Consider the following 17,686-nt stretch of genomic DNA (forward strand, 5'->3'; position numbering starts at 1 on the left):
GCGACTCGGCTCCGGAAGGGGCGGGAGCTTCCTGGAGAAACCGCCTACGGAACTTCTATCCCGTAGGCCTTTCGCCACAATTCAAACATGAGAAGGCCAAACACACGCTCCGAATTGGAATAACCCCGCAGATGACCTTGCCATAGCCGGCGAACAGCGCGTGGGTTCCAGAAGGGGGACTGGTTGTGGAGCAAGGTTTGCTCAACTGGGTCTCTCCAATCGGTCCGAAGCCACCGGTCCAGAGGAATCGAAAACCCCTGCTTGCGATCCCACTGGAAACTCGCGGGCAATAGCCGTTTTCCCAGCATTTTCGGAAGTATCTTGAGTCCGTTTCCAGTGGCCTTGAGTTGGCTCGGAACCATGCCGAAGGCAAATTCGATGATTCGGTGGTCGAGGAACGGGGCACGGACCTCCAAAGAATTCAGCATGGAGGCTCGATCCACTTTTACGAGAATGTCCTCCGGTAGGAGGGTGTGAAAATCGATTCGACAAGCCCGATCCAACAAATCCGCATTCTCTGTCAAAGACTCGCGCCAGTTTGCAGTTGGCGGTATGGACTTCTCGGTTGCTTCAAACAGATCGCGGGCAAGCAGCCTTTTTCGCGCTTCACGATCGAACAAAAAGGGCAAGGACGAACCGTCAGCCGACAGGTCCCGCTTCAGTCCCATCAGGTAATTGCGCCCCCTGAAGCCGGTAGGCAAGAGCGTCGCACCAACGCCGGCCATCACCATTTTCAAGGGTCGCGGAATCCATCCGAGATTGCGTTTTGCCCATAACAGCCTCCCATAATGGGAGTATCCACCGAACAATTCGTCTCCGCCATCTCCGCCAAGCGCCACAGTGCATTTCGAGCGCACCAGCCTTGAAACCAAATAGGTTGGAATCATGGACGAGTCTACGATTGGTTCGTCGTATTGCAGCGCCAATTTCGGGAGGAGTTCCCATGTCGTCGGCTCGGCTGCCAGTTCGTAATGATCTGTGGAGAAATGTTCGGCGATGAGCCTTGCGGGTTCGGTTTCGTCATATTCAGGATAATCCGGAAAGCGAATGGTGAAGGTTTTCACGTTGCTTGACGCATGAGCGGCCATTGCCGTGACCAGGCTGGAATCCACTCCACCGCTCAGCAGAACGCCCACCGGCACGTCAGACACGAGCTGGCGTCGCACCGAATCTTCAAGCAAATGGTGCAGGTCCTCCACCAAGTCCTCATCGGAGCTTCGTCCTGCCCCGTCATTTTGCATCGGTGCAAGGCTCCAATACCTCCACCCGCGCACGTTCCCCATCTCGACGTCCCAGGTCAAAGCATGCGCAGGGGCCAGTTTTCTCACCCCCTGCAAAATGCAGGATTCTCCCGGAACATAGCCGAACTCGAGCCACAGCTTCAGAGACAGCGGATCAATCCTTCGCGGGAACTCGGGATCGGCCAAAATCGCCTTCAACTCGGACGCGAAAACGAGGGAATTTCCTCGCACCGAGTAGAACAGAGGCTTCTCGCCTGCCCGGTCTCTCGCCAGAAAAAGGCGTTGGCGGGGCATGTCATAGAGGCCAAAGGCAAACATGCCGTTGAGGCGTTCCAGGCAATCTGTGCCCCACTCGCGGTAAGCTTCGAGAATCACTTCCGTATCGCTCGCAGACCGGAAGTGGTGGCCGAGACGAATAAGCTCCTTCCTGAGTTCCGGGAAGTTGTAGATTTCGCCGTTAAAGGTGATGCAAAGTTCGCCCTTGCCGTCTAGCATCGGCTGCCGTCCGGCCGGAGACAGATCGATGATGGAAAGCCGTCGATGGGCCAAGCCCACACGAGAATCCGGTGACCACCAGGTCCCCGCGTCATCCGGACCTCGGTGTACAAGAGTATCCCTCTGGGAAGAGATGAGATTTCGATCCGGAATTGGTATTCTGGATGCCAGGCCAACGATGCCGCACATGCGCAAAATTCCTAAGGATTGTTCACCGCAGGGATCGCGGAGGCGTAGGGGCACAGCGTGGAGGCTGTCTCAAAAGTCGAGGCACGAGACAAATCGTGTTACGAAACCGGGTAGCCCGGACGTTACTACGTCCGGGTCGCAAAGCGACAAGAGGTCTTGGGGCCGAACTGATCGTCCAAGCCCCTATTTTTCGCATTGATTCCGGTCACGTATCACAGGTCCAGACCTCTTGTGCCTTCGGCACCCGGAGGCCGTAGCCTCCGGGCTACCCAAAACCTGCACTCCCGTCCAATTCGTGGCACGATCCCTGTTCAAAATTCGATTCTGAGACAGTTTCCATGTCGTGCCCTTACTCACTCGGAGGTCTCCGAGGTGAGAAATCTATGCCTTTCCCAAGTTACGCGACCTCGACCAAGCGAAGCCTTACGGATTCGGCACGTTCATTTGCGGAATTCCGTTCATTATTGGATATCGACGAGTACAGTCCGGACAGACCAAATCCGCTTCTCGCAGAAGATCGTCACTCAGGCACGCAGGACATCGCAGGAGCTTAATCAAATCCAGGGACCGATTGCGCCGGTTTTGCGAAAGCATTCGGCGCAGCAGGCGTTGGGCGATCTCCCGAGCTTTAGCATAAGGTTTCGGCAAGCTACTGTCACCGGCACGAGACTCGGGGGCCGGCCATTCACAGTTCACCTCAGGGTTGATTACCGTGAAATCAATTGCGTCTTCCCAGTAATAGCGCACGTGAAACTCAAAGGGACGACGCGGCATAGTCTCACGAGCGATCACGGCCTTAGCGCGATGTTCATAGAGTTCCACGAGTTCGCAGTCCACCTGCCAGGCTTTCTTTTTGCGAATGATCAGACCACCCCGAGCAGTGATCTCCAAACGATGATCCCGGTAAGGGTTGATCCTCTCGAAGAATGCATCTGGGACTTCGATGTATCCTGCCTTTGAGACGCGTTGCAGCTCGCCTAAAAAACGCTCCGGCTCGGTCGAGTGCTCCAGGACGTGAGAAGCGATAACAAAGTCGAAAACCTTGTCCTTGAACGGTAGATTCTCCACGAAGCCGAGCACCGTGGGTCTGTCTGCGACCAGCGGGACCCAGTGTCGATGCCGCGACTCCTCGTAAGCGTCTAGAAGCACGTTCGCTCGTGGGTATGGGTTGCCCCCGGATCCTACCTCCAGGACCAATGCATGCGCATCGACAGGGCAGTGCAGGCGGCGAAGGGACCAGGCCAGGGACTCGAACCCTAATCCATGCATCAACTGCATGGCACGCGATTCCTCACTTAATTGGCGCACTCGCGGTTCTCCTGCAACTCCTGAATGAATGTCACCAGTTGACGTGTGCGAGACACCACGTCGTGGCCCTCTGCAACCACTCGCCTTCGGCCGGCGGCAGCAACATCCATGCGAAGCCTGTCGTTGCGCAGGTACAAATCGAGCTTGTCAAGCAGTTCATCCGGGGTACGAAAGGAATCGGCCTCTTTGCCGAACTCGAACAGCCCGGCCAGATCGTCGCTATATTCTGTTAAGAGCAGAGTCCCGGAGGCAGGAATCTCAAAGCAGCGCCTGGTATAGGTATCGCGATTGAGCTTGGACAGGAAGCAGAGCGCCACCTTGGCTCCACAAATTGCCTTGTTGTAGTCTTTCCCCCATACGAGGCGCAACGGGACGAACGATCGCAATGCGCTAGATTTCCTCAGGGCCGGATGCCAACCGAAGTCGGGACCGAACAGGTTGAGTTTCCATCCTCGTCGCACGATTTCCTCCAAACACCGGAGCCGTCCGTCATCTTCGTAATGTCCTGCAAAAACCACGTCGCACGTGAAATTTCGGGCGTCCTCATCGTTCAATCGGATCGGGTGGTTTACTTCCGGGAGGTACCACGAACGCAGCAATTTCACCTGTTTTGCACCGGCCGCCTGGAAGTCCGCTATATTGTGCGGGCGATAGGCCAGCACCAGATCGTATTCCGGGACGCCCGCGAGAAAAAGCCTCCACCTCCATCCAGGATGGAGAGGCGAGAAGGGGTCATCATTGTTATAGCCGACCAGTATCGTTTCCGGACTGACTTTGCGCAATTCCTTCAATGTTCTCGGGAGAATATGGGTTCCGCGGTACACGAAGACGGCGTCGGGCTTCTCTTTTTCGATGCAGCCGACAAGGTCACGGTTGAGGCGATTGATAAGCGGACCAAGCAGATATTTGTTCTGGAACTTGTATGCCGGGAAGAAAATGCGTTCGAGGAGGCTGCTCGGCTTGAAGTACTGATGCCAAGAAAAACGGACAGCAATGTGCCCCAACTGGCGCAAAGCTCTGTAAACAGGCTCTTCGTGCACCTCTGAATGCCAATCGCCGACAACGACTATTTTCATTTGATCTGATTTAGGATCAACCAATTCGCGGGCAGGTGTCCTTTTCGTCATGGATTGCGGGCTTCCACGTACACGCTTTCATCTGCCCTTTCGTTTAAATCCAACAGGCCGGGATCATGTATTCCGGTTTCTCCGGGAGGAAGGATAGCGGGATTTAGGAAACCATGAGTCAAGAGAGTCTTACACGCTGAGTCACCGTCATACATCCATTGATGATGGCGTGTTCCCACCAGTAAGATCCTCAAGCGCTGAGCTATGGTTCTTGGCCGTGGTTGGCAAAGATGTGTGCCCTCTATAAACGAATCGGCATCTGAAGATTCAAGGTATTGCCGGACCTGCTTGCGTAAATCCGGAAGCGCCAACCTGATTATTCCACCGGATCGAAGAACTCTTTTCGCTTCTTTAAGAAAGATTGAAGCCTCCATCCGGTCGAGATGCTCCAGCATATGTGAACTGTACAGCACGTCGATTGAGCCGTCTGCCAGCGGCAGACCCTGTGTGGCATCGCCATATTCTATCCGGTTGTATCGTGCGTATTGAATGAACTGGTACTGGGCCCTTTGAATGAGTTTACACTTGTACAGGATTGCAGGTAGTAGCGGAATTCGGGACAGACGAAGACTTAAGGAGTTGTCGAAATTTCTCCAACCCTCGGTCGGTGTGGTACCACATCCGAAATTGATTCGTTCAGACGGCATAATTGGATCCAAGCTATCTCGGGGCAGGTCAGAGCGCAGGCGTGTGCCCTAGCACTCTCTTAATTCTCAGGATAAATTGGTCGCACACACGCTCTCCCAACAGGAGCAACGCTACAGTATAAAAATAAAAATGCCAGCTTGAATTGATGCCCGTTTGCTGGGCCAGGCGTCGAGCATAGAGCAGGAACGGATACATCCCGCGCTTGCGTTGAATGGACAGAAATGGATATGAGTATTTTGAAATGTCTCGTTGGACGGCTTCTGTCAGATTTAGGCCATGTTTTTCGTCAAACGCACGTGTGATTTCAAAGAAGCCTTTGGTAAAAGTGATGCTGTTTTCCGGTGTCACCATGCCCGGCTGAAATCGGTCTCGTTCTTTGGTTGCGGTGCCAAATTGCGGTCGATCAAGCCTGTAAGACTGTTCGGCAACGGCAACCGGGATATCACAATAGACGGCCTCTTCGCGAAGACAGATTTCTAACACCAAATGCAATTGATAAAGCAGTGTCCCGTCAAACTGCTCTGTCCGGTAGCGCAATGCGCTAGGACGTTTGAACGTGACACCGCAAATGACCACGCTTCGCCTATAAAGCCATGTGCAGGTTTCTGGGCCGGGAGGCAGCCTCTTTTCCGCCGGCAAGTGCTTGAAAACCTCCAGGGTGCCGTCCGGATGCTGCCCAAAATAGGACCTCAAGACATACCCGACATCCCGATTCCTTTCAAGAAAAACCAGATAGAGATCCAGGGCGCCGGGACTAAACCAGTCGTCATCCCCCATGAACAGGACAAAGTTTCCGGCGGCCAGATCGATCAACCTGCGAATATTACCGTCGTATCCCAGATTTTGGTCATTTTCGTGGTAGCGCGTTCTGTATGGAGATTTACATGCAAATCCGTCAACTACGGCACGGACCTCCGCTCTTAGGGGCGCGTGATCTTCCGCTATCACGACTTCAACCGACGCGGGGTCACAGTCGATCGACTCCAACAGTCTTTTGAGTTGCTCCGGCCTGTTATAGCTTGGAATACAAATGGAAAGGAGCGGCTCAAATGCCTCGCCGGTATTCACAATTGTATGCTCTCCAGTGCAGCCTGTCATGGTTACGGCAACGCTCCGGTCATCGGTTCTTCCTACAGAAAACTCCTGTCCAATCTATTTGCTGACCGGGTTCCATGATGTTGTGCTGAGCCCTGTAATTCTCGGTAGCCTGCTTACACGCCGAAACGCATCTGTAATCGTCCACGGTGTAAAACGGGTGAGTGAAACGGCACTGCTGACGAAGTGATCACGGCTTCGCTAAGACCGCTACCTCGCAAATGAAGAACCAATACGAGTCAAAGCGGATTTGAGCGTTGCACGCTTATTTTCCGTAATGTAATAAAGCAATCGAGAAAGGATCAGACACAATACCACCATACCCCAAGCGGAGATTGGCGTTGGCGTTATAAATGAATATGCCATAAACAATATTGGCGTGTGGTAGGCGTACAAGGAATAGCTAAATTCAGCCATCTCGCGGTTGATTGGAAAGAGTCGGCGATTTATTTTAGGCCTCGCCATTATTAGCAGCATGACCGTAATCGCAAATAGAAAATCTCTGACGAATTCCGGTAGTTCAATCGCGGGCTGATATTCGAGAAAATGGTTGGCAACCAGGAAAAGAGCGAGGACCGGGAGCAATGGAAGCCGCTTATCGGACCTGTATGCAAAAACACCAAGGGCCCATATTATTCCGTAAAATGAGACCGTTGGTCCATAGACCAACAGAGTTGCTGCTACTAATAATTGCCAGTATTTTGGTTTCCACGTGACCAAGCCAAAGAGGACGTAATAACAAAACTCATAGCCGATCGACCACAGCGCCGGGTTACTCCCAAACTGCACCCGATACCCCCATAGACCTTGCAAGGAAAAAGCATTCACAAGGAATCTGATAATTCCATGGGTTTGTGGCAAAAGGTTAGGATCTGAATATCTAACAGGGAAAAGTTGCGTGCCGATAAAATCAAGCAGCATCGTGAGAATGATTGCAGGTATTAAAACGGAATAGATACGAGAAATGCGATCAATAAAATATTGTTGAAGCTTATACCCAGAGGCTCGTTTTTTTTCCACGGTCGCTGCAATTACATAACCGCTCAGAACAAAAAAAACCATTACTGCTGCATGGGCATGGGAAGCCAAAAAAATAAAGATGGAGTTTCCGCCGCCACCTATCATTTGGGAATGTCCAATGGCCACGAAGAGGGCACTTATCCAGCGGAGGAAATGCAGAAATTGTGACTTTTGCTCCTCCATTTGTCAATCTGTCCTTTCCCGCTGCTCCGATGAAAATACCGGCCGTGACTAGGGGATTACGATCTCCTGGAGCGCCAGGTCCCCTCTTGCTCATACAACTGCTTGAACCGAGAGAAGCCGTCTCGGGAATACCCCATAACCTTGCAGGCACAAGGCACACTCCCCAGCTTCTCTGCAAACTTCAGAACGCCCAACCTGTCCTTAATGGTCTTCCGCTCCGTGGTCATCTGACAATTCTCCTTTCAAATTCCCGGAGCTTATCCATTCCCAAAATTTCGTTTCACGATCCAAAGGATTCAGGAACATATTCCTCGGCCCATTGCTTGGGCCGCTACTGGAGAACGATCCATCTGCTCGGCATCAATCCTTCAAAACCCCACGCTGCTATGCCCTCAATACTCAACGCCGGCGCGATGACCACGGCTTCCGGAAACTTCCCGAGCCACGCTCCCCACCAACTGAAGGTGCTGTTTGCGATTATGAAATGCTTGCACTGAGTCATGAGCCAGAGGTCGGCATAGGCGCTCTCGGCTCCTCGATTGTGATCCACGCAGGTGATAAGGCTTTCCGGCAACTTTAGCAGGAGCCGTGCCGCGTGCGGATCGTCCGAGAAGAGAAAGAAATGGGGATCGTCCACGCGGGCTTTAATCCACTGAACAGCACGGCTGTAATAATCCGACTCCAAATTGTATTCCGACCCACCTTGGCCTTGTTGAGGCTTCTCGAACCACCGCACGTGGACGCTCACCGCGTTTGAAGTCCGGATTCGTTCCGCCATCGCCTGGTTGGCCTTGTCTTGCGGAGGAACAATTCGCAGGTCTTCCCGGATCACGTCCTCAACGTCCTTGAAGTACCTCTCGCTTTGCCACAAGCCGTCGAGATAGACTGTGCCCTTGACCCTGTAATCCAGGAGACGCGGGTCGAAGGCAATGTCTTCTTGCTGCAAGTACTTCCGCTTGAGGAAGGGGCGCTGGCGGGCAATCATCTTGGTGATGTACCGACGATACCGCGCAAACGGTTCAAACCTCTCCGCTGGAGTTGCCTTTCGAGCGGTTATATTGAATTGATCCAGAGCGTACCGCCGGCGATACAGGAAATCCCATGCGAACCCGCTCACGTCCTCAATAACAAGTTCTGCGTCGTTCACTAGGGCGAGTCTGCGCGCGGCGGCGTAGCAGAAAAGCTGGTTGCCGAGACCGCCCATCAAGCGGACGATGACCTTGCGTCTTTTGTTCATGCAGGGCGAGTCCAAATACGACGTTATCTACTATCGCCGGTGAAAACGTAGTTGACTCCGACCCAGTCAGGTCGCCGACGGGTGGTCACGTACTCTCGGACATCTTCGATGGAGATCTCCCGGCCAGTGGGGCCGACAGATCGAAACCGATAACCGTGGCGCCACATCAACTCAAAGGTGTTGACGAAATTCGGATTGTCGCTGCCTGCAGGCCAGTTTTCAGAAAGCGTTATTTCCACGAGCCAGGTCGGCCGCGGGACGAAGTTCAAGATGTTCGACGCGCCTTGTAGAGCGGAGTACTCTGCGCCTTCAATGTCGATCTTTATCATCAGACGTTTTCCAGCAAACCGGCCCCCGACCAGGATGTCGAGCGTGGTCAAAGGAATCATGCGCCCGAACCTGTGAGACGTCCCCGACCAACCGCTTACCAATGAGGCGCCTGTTCCGCCTCCGTGCAGCCGGGCCAATCCCGGCCTGTCCGAAACGCCAACAGGATATATTTCAACGCCGTCGGTCCAGCCGTTTGCCTCCAGATTGCCCATGAGGTAGCGCACATTGTCCGGAAACGGCTCAATGGCAATCGTGTGCTTGCCCTTTGACCGGGCCAGACAGGTGTACCAACCGATGTTGGCACCCACGTCCACGAAGACATCTGCCTCACCCAGGCAGCTTTGGATTAGCGCTGCCTCGTCAGGCTCGAAGCCCTCGGCTTGCATGTCCTCCCACCCCGCAAATCGGTAGCCGAAGGGGGTCAGGATTGGACGAGAGCGCATCCATCGCCAGTCATCGCGTACGGACCGATAGATGGTGGCCAGAGGAGTTCGCTCGACAGCTCTCTTAAACGGGCCCAGAAACTTCATACCATTCCCTGTAATCGTTCACCGAAGATAATTCGGAGGCAATTTCTCGTTCATATCCTTTATGGGGCGAATACATGGTAAAGGAGATTCAAATAGCAGATCCTTTGCCAGGTATTCGACGACATAAGCAGCCGCGACCTGGTTGAAGTGATTATCATAACTAGAAGTGAAAATCGGTCGGTCGGGCAAGCTCATCGATAGGATTATTTGCCTGATTAGCTGTCCCTACGACAGGGGAGACTGCTTGCAGAATAGCTCAAAAAGCCTTTGAGGCTGCACCCAATACATTGCGCCCGAAATCCTCTCGTCACATCGTCGGAATGGAAGTCATTCCGGGATTCGAGGTAAAATGCCGGCGCTGCTCCTGCCACAAGCAGGAGGAGACGAAAAAGGAAGACCGGATTTAAAGAGTGCCTGCGGCTTCACCGAGGAGGATATGATTCGATGGCATGTGGAGTTGTATCGTATCATTTTAGGGCTGGGAGAGCAGCTCCACTATCCTCCGACTAACATTTTGACCTTGGAGACAAAAACCTTCTTGCCAATGGCAATTTTTTCCAGCAGGCTCAAGTCTCTTCGACACAGATTCTCCAACACACTCTTGGCAAATTCGGCTGGTGACATGCTACTGGCATAGTTTGCCTGAATGATCCGGTTTGCTTCTCTAAGCATTTGAGCGGAAAGTCCCTCATTATAAATAGGCATCAATGGTGATTGACCATATTCGCTGTTTTCCGGATTATTGTATGGCCGAGCCCACGAAAAGGTTGCGGGCAGAAGGCCGCGCTCCCTCGCTATCTGCTCAAGTCGCGTTCCGGGCAGGATCGTCAGTATCCCCATCGACCCGGCACGAGCGCGATATTTTTGGCTCAGCTCTTTTGCAATTTCAATCGTCATCTCGAGTTCATCAGGCCCCTCATCCGGGAAACCCGCAATGAGAAAAATGAACGGTCGAATCCCGACCTCGTGGCATTTTGCCGCAAATTTGAGGATGTCCTCATTCGAGATCTTCTTGTCAACAATCTTTTGGATTGTGGGGGAGCCCGATTCCAATCCAACCGATATGAACCTGCAACCCGCTGAATGCATAAGCGGAATAAGATCAAGGTCAATGTCCGCTCGCGAATCACAGAACCAGAAAATTTCCAACCCCCTCCGCTTAATTCCTTCACACAATTCAATTACATGCGACTTACGGATGGTCAGGGAGTCATCCCAGAACTTTACCCCTTTAATTCCGTAACTACTGGTGACTCTGGAAATAAGATCAACTACTTGCTCTGGAGGATAAGGACGATATTTGGTTCGTCCGACAGAACAGAAGATGCAATTATGCGGACATCCTCTTCCGGCAAGAACGTTCATTGAGGGAATCGGCATATCCGGATGAAGCGGATTGGCCTCGAAGGCTTGCTTTGTGAAAAATTGATCGAGAAAGCCCAAGTCCGGCAGGTTCTTGACAACGGCGTTTGCCCCTTGCTCGATAGGCTGCCCGTTTCCGCCTCGATAAGTGATCCCCTTTGTTTCGCCTAGTCCCGTTTTGTTCAAAGCATGCTGCATTAATGCTACGATAACTTCTTCGCCATCCCCTCGCACTACAACGTCTAATTCGGGAATGTTGCGAATCGAATCTTCGGCACAACTCCCAAAATGAAACCCACCGGCCACTATGAGCGCATCCGGGAACAAGCCGCGGCATTCCTTGATTTTGTCTATTGCATCAAATCGACTCCAGCTTGACGCTGACACCCCAATCATCTTTGGAGCGGATCGCCCGCTCGCCTGGGAAATAAAAGATTGATATTCGGTCCGATCGAGCAAAACCTTTCCTGTATATCCGTTCCGGTTCAATTCCTGAGCCAAAATCGCAAGGCCATATGGGACAAACCAGCCGTGACCGGAACTGGCGTCTTCGGTGCTAGGCTGCGCATCGATCAAAATGTAGTCCATTGCTCTTCCTTCTGCCATCCACTGCTCAGTGTGGGCCTCGGAAACATAACCCTCGCTCCCGAGTGGCGCGATCTCCGGTCAGGCTCGGCCTTGAGACAGACTCCAAGTGTGGCTCCCACAAGATCTGCGCCTCGGCTGGAATCAGCGGCTGCGACAACTATGAAGCTTGAGCCGGTAAATTTACCTTTTGCTCTCCCCATGCTCAATTACCTTCTGAAAGGTAAAAATGCCAAGGGCATAATGTGATTTGCTCAGCACCTGAAAGTCCCCGTGAGGCTCTGAGGATTCCTGGATTGAACGGCCATCGCTGCAGTATGCGAATTCCTTGAGTCGGAGACCGTATTCACCGGCAAGCGAGACGACAGTACGCGGATCAAACACACGTTGACCGTTGAACTCCACCCGTTCGAGTCCTATTGGCACGGAAAGATAGAACAATCCTTCATGTGACACCATTTGCGCCATATTCTTCAGAGCGGACCTGTGTCCATCAGGATCTATCGCGTCTCCATATCGCCCCAGACCGAAGTGCTCCAAGGCATGGAGGCAGGACAGCGAATCACAGTAACCTAGCGACGCCGGCTCCTTCTTTGTCAAGTCGGCCTGTTTGAATACGACTCCCGGAATGGCAGGCAACGGCCTTACGTCAATAACCTCAATTTGGCGAAAACTGGCTACATGGGCCACAAAACCGTCAATACGGGATCCGACATCCACATGCCTGTCAGGATTCGCATGGAAAATCTTGCGAGCGACATACAAATCCTGCCAGAAATACTCATTGCCGACCACCCCGGCTTCCTCGTCCCAGTCATGCAGACAGGGGAGAAACCCCATTCTTCCCTCGTAGGATCTCCTGAAGGCCAACCACGCTCTTGCGAACCGGGGTAACTCAATCAGTGACCTGTAGGTCCTGATAGGATCAAGCCCAAACTGCTCGCGCATGAGCCAATACGTTCTTATTAATGTTTTACGCATTCCTCGTAGCCGCAACGTGGTAGCCGACAGTGGCAGTTTGGTCCAAGCCAAGGCGGTCAAGCCAACCGGAAACCAGAGGGAACAATACACGGCAAAAAGGCAGCGTCAATGCCCACAACGGGGTTACCAGGAGCCAGTTTGCTCCTGTTCTGAGAGTCCTGCGAGGGTCGATGAGAGCGCTAAACCGGTCTGCCTCTTGTCCGAACCAACTGAAAAAACCCCTGTTCGGTTCAATAGTCTCAACCGTAAATCCGGCCAACGGAAGAAATTTCAAATACCAATGCGGTGTGAAGCCGCCATAAAAGTGGTACGGTTCCTGATGCAAGAAAGAGCCAAGGGGTGCAGTCAGCAACAGACGGCCTCCGGGCTTGAGGATGCGTCCAATTTCTTGCACGGCTTTGATAGGCTCAGGGACGTGTTCCAACACTTCCGTACACAAGACCATGTCAAATGAGCCATCGGGAACCGGAATATCTGTGATGTCCGATTCATAATCCAGCTTGGTATAGCCGCCCAAAGTGCTCGGTTCTTGGCCAAAGTCATGGGTCTTATATTCGCAGTGGGCAAATAGGTCGCGATATCGGCCACTACCTGCTCCAACATCGAGGACTCGGAGCCCCGGCCGGATCTGTGACGCGTGCATAGCCACCCACCGATCTCGTTCCCTCTGATTGAAACCAAGCCTCATAGCCATCCTTCAATCATCAAAGTCATGAGCAAAACGTTGTCCGTCAAGGCAGGATTGCGTTCCCGATTTTCCTTCCCTATCGCGAAGCATCTGCGGAGTAATAATTTAGCAAAATAACCCATCCGAAATATGCCCCCGCGAAAACTATCGCGGCCAATACTACTCCGCTAACTCCCCAGAGTGCAGCAAAGGCGATGTTCAACGTGACCCCAAGAACGGCAGTCACGATCTTGGGCCTGATCAGGTTTCGGGCACTCTCGTTGCTCAACATTTCCAAGGCCGCCAACTGACCTGTTCCAAACAATCCTCCTGCCAGTGCCATGAGGGGCAAGAGCCAGGACACTTCCAGATAATTCCTTGATGTCAGTACTGCAAATATGTGGGTGTGAAACATGGCTAAGGCCAAAACGGCAAATACTGTAAAGCCCAGTGATGCCCAGATCACCAGGTGATTTGTTCTAGATACTGCTCCTCTCCTCAGTGGGTCAGTCGCATCTCCAGCCATTTGAAAGAGAATTGGTGCCAGAAGCTGGGAAGCGATGCCGGACAGGAGCATCATTGGGTAATATCCCAACTGGTACAATACGGCGAACCGGCCGACCTCCGCGGTGGACCCGAATATTTGAATCGCCCACCTGTCCGAGGCCATGTGCAACCATGTGAATATGCCGAAGAGTGCAAAAGGTGAGGCATAATCAATCATTCTGGGACCCCATCGCGAGGAAACCCCACTTAAGGCGCTTTGCTCTCCAGACAGGGGACTAACTATTCCACGGGAAAAAAAACACGCCTGCGAAGCCGCTGTCACGAGAGCCCCTACGGCGTATCCAAACATCGCCGCCGTGCTGCTTACTCCCAGTTTTTCCACCAGAAAAACTGCACATAGGAACCTAAGCCAGGTTCCCAGGCCTTGGTGCAAGGCCACCACCGACCTGTGTCTAGCCGCATTCTGTATGCTATCCATTACGGAATTGCATCCTGACACTACGGCAAAAGCGAACGTCGCGGCGACGAGTGCGAGCCACCGCCCGTGACCGGCTATTTCGAAAAAACCAAATGCCAGCACTCCTAAAGCGAACAGTGCCGCCGCTCCACCCAGAGTAAGGGACAGCACGGCTTTGAGATATCGCCGCACTTCACGGGCTTCACTGGCAGGAGCGAAGAATCGTGTAAAGGCATTGGACAATGGTCCCAAAACGATTTGATGGCTAAGTGCAGCCGCGGTCATCGCCAAGGCCAGTTCGCCATAGGCATGGGGAGGGAGCACTTCGGTGAGCAGCTTGACGCCCACGATTGCGCCGACCACAGAGGTCACTTGGCCTGTAAGGACCCATAAAATCTCTCGGGAAAGCCGCTTTCGGCCTCGGACAAGCCGAGCGATCTCTCCGGGCACTCTTCTGAGGCTGGTCCTGCTCACGAACGTTCTTGGGTCATGTTTTTTTAAAACGCCTTGCGGGAAATGTTGACAAGCACAGCTCCGCCCCGTACCATGACAGCAGCGCCATGATAATACAAAGGTTTCCTCTCAGGAGAGCTTCTCAAGAAGTTCGAGATCCCGACGGCCGCACCATGCCTCGGCCGGGAATCACGATGAATTGTTGCATCCTCGCCAGGGCCGAGCGTATATTCGTTTGTTTCCTACCGAGGGTTATCGTACGCAAATCCCTGCGGGAAGTCAAGTTGCGCAGCCTTCCGGAAAGGCCATCGGCAACAACTAGGGCTTTCCGCGGATCTCACTTTTGCGCTGGCTAAGTACCGGCAATTCTTGTTATGTTATGGGACAGATGGTCGAAGAGTGGGGGAGGGGACAGGAATGAGCCGCGACAGGACGAGATCCCAAGCATTCTTAGCCGACGTGAAGGCCGGTTTGCCGGACGCTGTCCTCCAAGAGAAATATGGTTTGTCGGAAAAGAAGTTTTACTTGTACAAGGCCGCTGCCTTGGACATCATCGCCAAGGTAAAAGCCACCCGCGGCAAAAACGCGAGGAAAATAGACGCAAAGCGGTTCGTCACTGATATCAAATCAGGAATGGAAGACGAATCGTTGATGATCAGATACACCCTGACTCCACGAGAACTTCAAACCTGCTTCAGAAAGGTCATAGAGGCGGGTTTGATGGGGCCGCTGGAGCTGGGCAATCGGCTCACCATTACCAGAAGCCAGGTTAGAGAAGCATTTGTCGAAATGGGCAAAGCTATTGAGGAACTCGATTGAATCTTGTTGTTAGGCCGGTTCACGGCAGTTGTCACAGATTGAGTCCCGGGTGCCACGGACCTGGGCTCCGCTAGGTCCGTGCCCGCGTTTTTGGACAACGATAAGGTTGTCACCCGCATTGAAACCAAATTGAAAAACGAGCGGACGGTACCTTAAGGCTTGGAATCTTCAAGGTTATCGTGGCAATAGAACCGGTAGGAAGCACGGACCTGGTAAGGCCCAGGTCCGTGGCAACCAATACAGAAAGCATCGTTTGACAGAAGGGTCCAATATAGTTGTTCCCTAAAGCTCTTCCCGAATGGGATCGTCCCGCGTTGGCGGAATACCCACAATTAATCTGTGTTTACTTTCGGAAACTGATGATCCTTCGGGCTCCACCGCAAATTGCGATTTTTTTTGCGGAAGCTCCCACCGATGTGCACGTAACTAAACAATGGGGCCTTTAAGACAAGGTGGGAGACACAACACCCTGATAACCTGTGCCGAGTATGGATTCCACAACTGCGCAAACTCGTTCATGATCCTCCGATGCCATTTCGGAATACAGAGGCAAGGCGATACATTCCCGGCTGCACGCCCATGTCACAGGCAGGTCACCCACTATCCGGTGCGGCCTGTTGCTGACCAACGGATGGGCATGCGCGGGCGGTGAAAAGTATTCCTTACTCTCTATATTTTTGGATCTGAGAGCTTTCATCAAGCCGTCCCTGCTTTTCACCGCCTCCGAACCAACGCGAAAAGCAAAGAGGCTCCCGCTGGACGTGCGGTCGGTGGGAAATTCCTGGGGAGAGCATCCTGGAATGCCCTTTAGACGTTCACAGTAATCACCGATTAATTTCAGGCGGTTTGCCAGCAAAGACTCGGCTCTCCGCAAGTTGAGAAGACCAACTGCTGCGTCAATTTCCACCATTCTTGCCGAAAGTCCCATATAGACCATCTCTTGTCCCTGGGAAGCCTTGCCGTAATTTCTCATGGACCTCAGCTTGTCTGCCAATTGCGGGTCGTTGGTGGTGACTACTCCTCCCTCCATAGACGTAATAGCTTTGCTGGGACTTAGCGAAAAGACCTCACAAATACCAAACCCGCCCAAAGGTCGCCCTTTGTAACTGGCTCCCAGCCCCTGTGCCGAGTCACATATCAGAGGGAGATCCCATTTCCGTGAAAGAGCCTCCAGTTCGTCCAAATCCGGGGGCAAACCGAACACGGTAACAGGATAGATAGCCTTGGTTTTAGGGCTCAATGCCTTGGACACTTCTTCCGGATCCACGGTCATCGTGCCTGGTAGGCAATCCACGAAAACAGGTGTGAGCCCATTCCATAGCAGAGCGTGGACTGTCGCTGCAAAGGTGAAAGACGGAACAATTACCTCTGAGCCCTCAGGGAGATCAAGAGCGGAAAAAACCAGCATTAGACCCGATGTTCCACTCGAAACCGCTATGGCATGCTCAACCCCGGTAAATCTTTGAAGCTCCTTCTCGAAGAGCTTCACAACGTCTCCGGAGGTCACCTGGCCCGATGCGTAGGACTGCTTCACCACCCAGAACACGTCCTCAAATTCCGGGAGAGTTGGTTTCACCAATGGGATGAAGTTCGGGTCCCTTTCCGAACGAGGCGGCAGACCTTGGCCTCCATTTTGGGCCGCAACATCGTACGCTCCGGTAACGTCCAATCTCGACAGGGGGAGGGACCGGTCCACGGATTCCAGCATTGGGCGGAGCGGCTTAACAATAACGTCAAACCCTTTCAGAAGTTTGTTGATCCGTTTCATCGTGCCCTGAACGGAAGGGTCCAGTGACACCAGAACCATGTCAACCGGGCTTTTGGCAAGGTACGGTCTTAACTCCTCCAGGCTTCCCTTTACAGGCACGCCGTGGATGAATGAGCCTTTCCTCGATGAGTCCACGTCGAATATGGCCTCGACCTGTACGTTGGCGCCCGGGCTTCGTTTCGTCTCGATGATGTAGGCCTCGGTAGCGTTGCTGATTCCCACTATTACGGCACGCTGCGCTCTTTTCCTGCTGCGGTCGAACCCCGTGGCGATGCGTTCCGACGCGGATTTCCAAATCAGGCCCGCGCCGATGCCGATACTCAAGGTGACCAGAAAATCTATAATGATAACACCCCTGGGAATGCGCGGTCGGGAATCGAAAGATGCGAGCACGAATACAAGGACCGAACACACGATCGCATAAAGGCAAACAAAGAATATGCTGCTGGCGCTGAAATACCGCCAGTTGCTCAAGCGGGCGCTCAGCAACCAAAAAACGCCGACTTTTATAAGGGCAACGTGAGGCACGTGCAAGAAAAACTGTCTTAGCCAGTATTCAGGGATTTCGAAATCGAATCGCAGAAGATAGGACGCGAGGAAGCCCAAACAGGCCAGGAGGAAAACAATAGAAAGAGCGAGTAAACGCTTCAAGTAGTATTGGAGTGATTTCGTCATGGATAACTG

16 protein-coding genes are annotated in these 17,686 nt (G+C 52.9%); 1 reads left to right on the forward strand and 15 read right to left on the reverse strand.

Annotated features, from left to right (window positions below):
• Positions 1 to 44: 44 nt before the first annotated feature.
• The 14 genes from asnB to HY913_17120 all read right to left on the reverse strand — a co-directional run bounded on the left by asnB (position 45) and on the right by HY913_17120 (position 14,436).
• The gene (asnB, locus tag HY913_17055) at positions 45 to 1,925 is read right to left on the reverse strand and encodes an asparagine synthase (glutamine-hydrolyzing) (GenBank protein MBI4964986.1); all 1,881 of its coding nucleotides are present in this window, start codon (positions 1,923 to 1,925) and stop codon (positions 45 to 47) included.
• A 423-nt stretch (positions 1,926 to 2,348) separates the two neighbouring features.
• Positions 2,349 to 3,233: a methyltransferase domain-containing protein gene (locus HY913_17060; protein MBI4964987.1), complete on the reverse strand. Its 885-nt coding sequence runs from the start codon at positions 3,231 to 3,233 to the stop codon at positions 2,349 to 2,351.
• Complete coding sequence (locus HY913_17065) at positions 3,221 to 4,360, reverse strand: glycosyltransferase (protein MBI4964988.1); 1,140 nt, start codon at positions 4,358 to 4,360, stop codon at positions 3,221 to 3,223. Before HY913_17065 ends, HY913_17060 begins: the two co-directional genes overlap by 13 nt.
• Entirely contained in the window at positions 4,357 to 5,007 is a 651-nt protein-coding gene (locus tag HY913_17070; protein ID MBI4964989.1) for a methyltransferase domain-containing protein, read from the reverse strand. The genes HY913_17065 and HY913_17070 overlap by 4 nt, the downstream gene beginning before the upstream one ends.
• A 28-nt stretch (positions 5,008 to 5,035) precedes the next feature.
• Positions 5,036 to 6,106: a glycosyltransferase family 2 protein gene (locus HY913_17075; protein MBI4964990.1), complete on the reverse strand. Its 1,071-nt coding sequence runs from the start codon at positions 6,104 to 6,106 to the stop codon at positions 5,036 to 5,038.
• Positions 6,107 to 6,125: 19 nt separating this feature from the next.
• On the reverse strand, positions 6,126 to 6,251 hold the full coding sequence (locus HY913_17080; protein MBI4964991.1) for a hypothetical protein: 126 nt from the start codon (positions 6,249 to 6,251) through the stop codon (positions 6,126 to 6,128).
• A 62-nt stretch (positions 6,252 to 6,313) separates the two neighbouring features.
• Positions 6,314 to 7,306 (reverse strand): acyltransferase, encoded by a 993-nt coding sequence (locus HY913_17085; GenBank protein ID MBI4964992.1) that lies wholly within the window; start codon positions 7,304 to 7,306, stop codon positions 6,314 to 6,316.
• A 56-nt stretch (positions 7,307 to 7,362) separates the two neighbouring features.
• Positions 7,363 to 7,533, reverse strand: a complete 171-nt coding sequence (locus HY913_17090; protein ID MBI4964993.1) for a helix-turn-helix domain-containing protein — start codon at positions 7,531 to 7,533, stop codon at positions 7,363 to 7,365.
• 104 nt (positions 7,534 to 7,637) lie between these two features.
• Positions 7,638 to 8,543 carry an alpha-1,2-fucosyltransferase gene (locus tag HY913_17095; protein MBI4964994.1) on the reverse strand — a complete coding sequence of 302 codons (906 nt, stop codon included), beginning with the start codon at positions 8,541 to 8,543 and terminating at the stop codon, positions 7,638 to 7,640.
• Positions 8,544 to 8,566: 23 nt separating this feature from the next.
• Positions 8,567 to 9,403 (reverse strand): FkbM family methyltransferase, encoded by an 837-nt coding sequence (locus HY913_17100; GenBank protein ID MBI4964995.1) that lies wholly within the window; start codon positions 9,401 to 9,403, stop codon positions 8,567 to 8,569.
• Between the two features lie 495 nt (positions 9,404 to 9,898).
• Complete coding sequence (locus HY913_17105; GenBank protein ID MBI4964996.1) at positions 9,899 to 11,353, reverse strand: B12-binding domain-containing radical SAM protein; 1,455 nt, start codon at positions 11,351 to 11,353, stop codon at positions 9,899 to 9,901.
• 180 nt (positions 11,354 to 11,533) lie between these two features.
• Positions 11,534 to 12,331, reverse strand: coding sequence for a DUF268 domain-containing protein (locus HY913_17110; protein MBI4964997.1), 798 nt, complete (start codon positions 12,329 to 12,331; stop codon positions 11,534 to 11,536).
• Positions 12,324 to 13,025: a class I SAM-dependent methyltransferase gene (locus HY913_17115; GenBank protein ID MBI4964998.1), complete on the reverse strand. Its 702-nt coding sequence runs from the start codon at positions 13,023 to 13,025 to the stop codon at positions 12,324 to 12,326. Before HY913_17115 ends, HY913_17110 begins: the two co-directional genes overlap by 8 nt.
• Positions 13,026 to 13,095: 70 nt before the next feature.
• Positions 13,096 to 14,436, reverse strand: coding sequence for a lipopolysaccharide biosynthesis protein (locus tag HY913_17120; GenBank protein ID MBI4964999.1), 1,341 nt, complete (start codon positions 14,434 to 14,436; stop codon positions 13,096 to 13,098).
• A gap of 396 nt (positions 14,437 to 14,832) precedes the next feature.
• Between HY913_17120 and HY913_17125 the strand changes: the two genes are divergently transcribed.
• Entirely contained in the window at positions 14,833 to 15,234 is a 402-nt protein-coding gene (locus tag HY913_17125; GenBank protein ID MBI4965000.1) for a hypothetical protein, read from the forward strand.
• Positions 15,235 to 15,676: 442 nt separating this feature from the next.
• Here the strand turns inward: HY913_17125 and HY913_17130 are convergent, their stop codons facing one another.
• Complete coding sequence (locus tag HY913_17130; protein MBI4965001.1) at positions 15,677 to 17,677, reverse strand: aminotransferase class I/II-fold pyridoxal phosphate-dependent enzyme; 2,001 nt, start codon at positions 17,675 to 17,677, stop codon at positions 15,677 to 15,679.
• Between the last annotated feature and the right edge of the window lie 9 nt (positions 17,678 to 17,686).

This window comes from Desulfomonile tiedjei, from assembly GCA_016212925.1.
Lineage (GTDB): Bacteria > Desulfobacterota > Desulfomonilia > Desulfomonilales > Desulfomonilaceae > JACRDF01.

Bases quoted from the DNA above. Each gene is read 5' to 3' on its own strand.
- HY913_17110 (MBI4964997.1), bottom strand. From the start codon at position 12,331: ATGCGTAAAACATTAATAAGAACGTATTGGCTCATGCGCGAGCAGTTT.
- HY913_17130 (MBI4965001.1), bottom strand. From the start codon at position 17,677: ATGACGAAATCACTCCAATACTACTTGAAGCGTTTACTCGCTCTTTCT.
- HY913_17070 (MBI4964989.1), bottom strand. From the start codon at position 5,007: ATGCCGTCTGAACGAATCAATTTCGGATGTGGTACCACACCGACCGAG.
- HY913_17090 (MBI4964993.1), bottom strand. From the start codon at position 7,533: ATGACCACGGAGCGGAAGACCATTAAGGACAGGTTGGGCGTTCTGAAG.
- HY913_17075 (MBI4964990.1), bottom strand. From the start codon at position 6,106: ATGACAGGCTGCACTGGAGAGCATACAATTGTGAATACCGGCGAGGCA.
- HY913_17105 (MBI4964996.1), bottom strand. From the start codon at position 11,353: ATGGACTACATTTTGATCGATGCGCAGCCTAGCACCGAAGACGCCAGT.
- HY913_17115 (MBI4964998.1), bottom strand. From the start codon at position 13,025: ATGGCTATGAGGCTTGGTTTCAATCAGAGGGAACGAGATCGGTGGGTG.
- HY913_17095 (MBI4964994.1), bottom strand. From the start codon at position 8,543: ATGAACAAAAGACGCAAGGTCATCGTCCGCTTGATGGGCGGTCTCGGC.
- asnB (MBI4964986.1), bottom strand. From the start codon at position 1,925: ATGTGCGGCATCGTTGGCCTGGCATCCAGAATACCAATTCCGGATCGA.
- HY913_17100 (MBI4964995.1), bottom strand. From the start codon at position 9,403: ATGAAGTTTCTGGGCCCGTTTAAGAGAGCTGTCGAGCGAACTCCTCTG.
- HY913_17125 (MBI4965000.1), top strand. From the start codon at position 14,833: ATGAGCCGCGACAGGACGAGATCCCAAGCATTCTTAGCCGACGTGAAG.
- HY913_17085 (MBI4964992.1), bottom strand. From the start codon at position 7,306: ATGGAGGAGCAAAAGTCACAATTTCTGCATTTCCTCCGCTGGATAAGT.
- HY913_17065 (MBI4964988.1), bottom strand. From the start codon at position 4,360: ATGACGAAAAGGACACCTGCCCGCGAATTGGTTGATCCTAAATCAGAT.